Origin of the sequence: Sphingomonas sp. LH128 (assembly GCF_000293195.2) — a bacterium.
Taxonomy (GTDB): Bacteria; Pseudomonadota; Alphaproteobacteria; order Sphingomonadales; family Sphingomonadaceae; genus Novosphingobium; species Novosphingobium resinovorum_A.
This window is the reverse complement of sequence record NZ_ALVC01000066.1, coordinates 1-2,984: the sequence shown is the minus strand read 5'-3', so window position 1 is coordinate 2,984 and position 2,984 is coordinate 1. Positions and strand designations below refer to the sequence as shown.

The following is a 2,984-nucleotide window of genomic DNA, read 5'->3' as shown; positions in this document are numbered from 1 at the left end:
TCGTCGTACTCGACCGCGACCTGTTCGCCATCGATCCGGAGACGATTGCGCAAACCGGCGTGCTGCGCACCGTCGTCGGCGGAAAACAGCGCTTCGGCTGAGCGGCGCTGCCGCACACCGGCATTTCAGCCCGCCGGGCGATGTTTCCCGAGGTGGGCAGATCACGCATCGACGGCGGGAGTTTTCCGAATGCGGCCAGCATCACCTGGTCCCCTGCCTCAGGACAAACTGGATGTTTTCGGCTCCAGGCCGCAGTCAGATGGAATGCTGGACCGTGCGGCTCGGCGCGGGCGCAGGAAGGAACCTTTGCAGCGGACGGGAAAATCCGTCGCGGCAGATCGAGTCAACTCATTTTGGGGTACGAACCATGCGCATTTCCATCATTCGGGGATCCAGCGCCGCGGCGCTCGCGGCGACATTCGCAATCGCCTCACCCGCCTTCGCCCAGCATGCTCCCCGCGATGCCGAGAGCGAGGAGAGCCGCAACGACATCATCGTAACGGGTCAGCAGGCGCAGAAGCAGGTCGTAAGCGACGGCAATATCGGCGTCCTGGGTAACAAGGACGCACTCTCCACACCGTTCAACATCACGTCCTACACGGCGCAGCTGATCCTCGATCAACAATCCGAGACGATTGGCGACGTTCTCGAAAACGACCCTTCGGTTCGCACCACTTATGGCTCGGGCAACCAGTCCGAGCTGTTCGTCATCCGCGGCTTCGCATTGAACGGGGACGATGTGTCGATCGACGGCCTTTATGGCGTCACACCGCGCCAACTCGTCTCGCCGGAACTCTATGAGAGCGTCCAGGTCCTGAACGGTGCCAGCGCCTTCCTGTTCGGCGCTGCTCCGGGTGGGTCCGGCATCGGCGGCGGCATCAATCTGGTGCCGAAGCGCGCGCAGAAGACGTTGATCCGCGGCACCGCGAGCTACAGCGCCGACGGCATTCTGGGCGGCAATGTCGATATCGGCACACGTTTCGGCCCGGACCGGGAATTCGGCATCCGCGTGAACGGAGTCTATCGTTCGGGCGACACTGCGGTCGATAACGAGCACCGCGAGGTAAAGGTCGCAGGCGCCAGCTTCGACTTCCGCAAGGGACCGGGGCGCTTCTTCCTCGACTTCGGCTACGAGGAGCAGGCGGCAAACTATAGCCGGCCAACAGTACGGCTGGCGAACAACATCGCGGTTCCCAGGACGCCGGACGCCAACGACAATTACGGACAGCCCTGGACCTTCACCAAGCTGCGAGACATTTATGCGCTGGCGCGTGTCGAAATCGATATCGCCAAGGACTGGATGGTCTATCTCGCCGCGGGAATGCGCGACGGATCCGAAAAAGGCGATTATTCGACGCTCACGATCACCAATGCGGCCACCGGTGCCGGCACCGGCTCGCGCCTTTACGTCCCGCGCGAGGACAATAACGAGAGCGGCCAGTTCGGCCTGCGCGGCAAGTTCGCCGTGAGCGGCATCACCAACGAAATCAACTTCGGTGGATCGGCCACCTATACGGAAAACCGCAATGCCTTTGCCTTCGGTGCCTTCCCAGCGGCGGTCCGCACAGCCTGCGGGGCAAGTGCCACTTCCTTCTGCACCAATCTCTACAATGCCCCGATCGTCGATCGGCCGCCGAACTCGGTAACGCCGGGCCTGGTCTCCGGCTCCTTTACAGATCTGCCGCGCGTCTCGACCGGCGCGTTCACCAGCCTGTTCGCATCGGACACGATCGGATTTCTGGGCGATCGCATCCTCGTCACCGTCGGCGCGCGACGGCAGAACATGATAGTCAACGCCTACAATCGCACCACGCTCGCCCGGACCAGCCGCTACGATGAAAGCCGGACGACCCCGGTGGTAGGTGTAATCGTCAAGCCGGCCGGCACTGTCTCCCTTTACGCCAACCGTATCGAGGGCCTGGCCCAAGGCCCCACCGCGCCGCTCACCAACGTCACCAATCCGGGCGAAGTGTTCGCGCCATACAAGTCAGTTCAGTATGAACTCGGCGGCAAGATGGCGATCCACGGCCTTACCGGCACCGTCGCGCTCTATCAGACGAAACAGCCGAGCACCTTCACCACGACGCCTGCAAGCGGCCTGGGCACCTTCGTGGTAGACGGTGAGCAGCGCAATCGCGGCGTCGAGGTCACCCTCAACGGCGAACCCGCCGACTGGCTTTGCTTCATCGGCGGGTTCTCGGTCAACGATGCCAAGATTACCAAATCGCTGAACGGGGTGAACAACGGCAAGAAGGCGATCGGCGTCCCCGACTACCAGGTCAATTTCGGCACCGAGGTCGTGCCGTCCTTCATCGAGGCCCTGACGTTGACCGGCCGCGTGGTCCTGACCGGCAAGCAGATGATCAACATCCCCAGCGCGGCGGCCGCCGCTCAGGAACTGCCTGACTGGGTCCGTTTCGATCTCGGCGCGCGCTATGTCGCAGTGATCGGCGAACACCCCGTCACCTTCCGTATGAGCGCCGAAAACATCGCCAATCGCCGCTACTGGTCATCGGCGTTCGGCGGCTATCTATTGCAGGGCTCGCCGCGCACCGTGAAGGCGTCGATGACTTTCGAATATTGATGCCGGATCATCCCGCGCCGTACGGCGTCGAACGGCGCGGGATGCCGACTGATCGCGCGGGGGGGGGGGGGGGGCCCGCCGCGAAGCGGTGGTGGAGGGGGAGAGTCCGGAAAATTCCCCCTCCGTCAGCCCTGACGGGCTGCCACCTCCCCGAGACAAGCTCGGGGAGGAATTAGGGCACCAGCGCCTTCACATCCGCGCGGAGCAGGTCCTTGCGCACTTTGCCGGAAGCCGTGCGCGGGAAATCCTCGCGGAATTCGAACCTCTCGGGAATTTTCTGCTTCGCCAGCCCGCTGTCGGCGATGTGTGCGGCGAGCGCCTGCGGGCTCGGCGCCTCGCCATCGGCGATGACGTAGGCGCAGACGCCTTCGCCCAGGCGCTCGTGCGGCATGGCGACGAC

Annotated in this window: 2 protein-coding genes; one reads left to right on the top strand and one right to left on the bottom strand. The window is 63.7% G+C overall.

Annotated elements, in window-relative coordinates:
• The first annotated feature begins 367 nt into the window (after positions 1 to 367).
• The gene (locus tag LH128_RS06160; protein WP_008828729.1) at positions 368 to 2,584 is read left to right on the top strand and encodes a TonB-dependent receptor; all 2,217 of its coding nucleotides are present in this window, start codon (positions 368 to 370) and stop codon (positions 2,582 to 2,584) included.
• A 172-nt stretch (positions 2,585 to 2,756) separates the two neighbouring features.
• Here the strand turns inward: LH128_RS06160 and LH128_RS06155 are convergent.
• Positions 2,757 to 2,984 (bottom strand): AMP-dependent ligase (locus LH128_RS06155; RefSeq protein WP_008828728.1); only part of this gene is annotated, 228 nt, incomplete at its 5' end.

Excerpts from the sequence above, each read along its gene's own strand:
- LH128_RS06160 (WP_008828729.1), top strand. The coding sequence starts at position 368 with ATGCGCATTTCCATCATTCGGGGATCCAGCGCCGCGGCGCTCGCGGCG.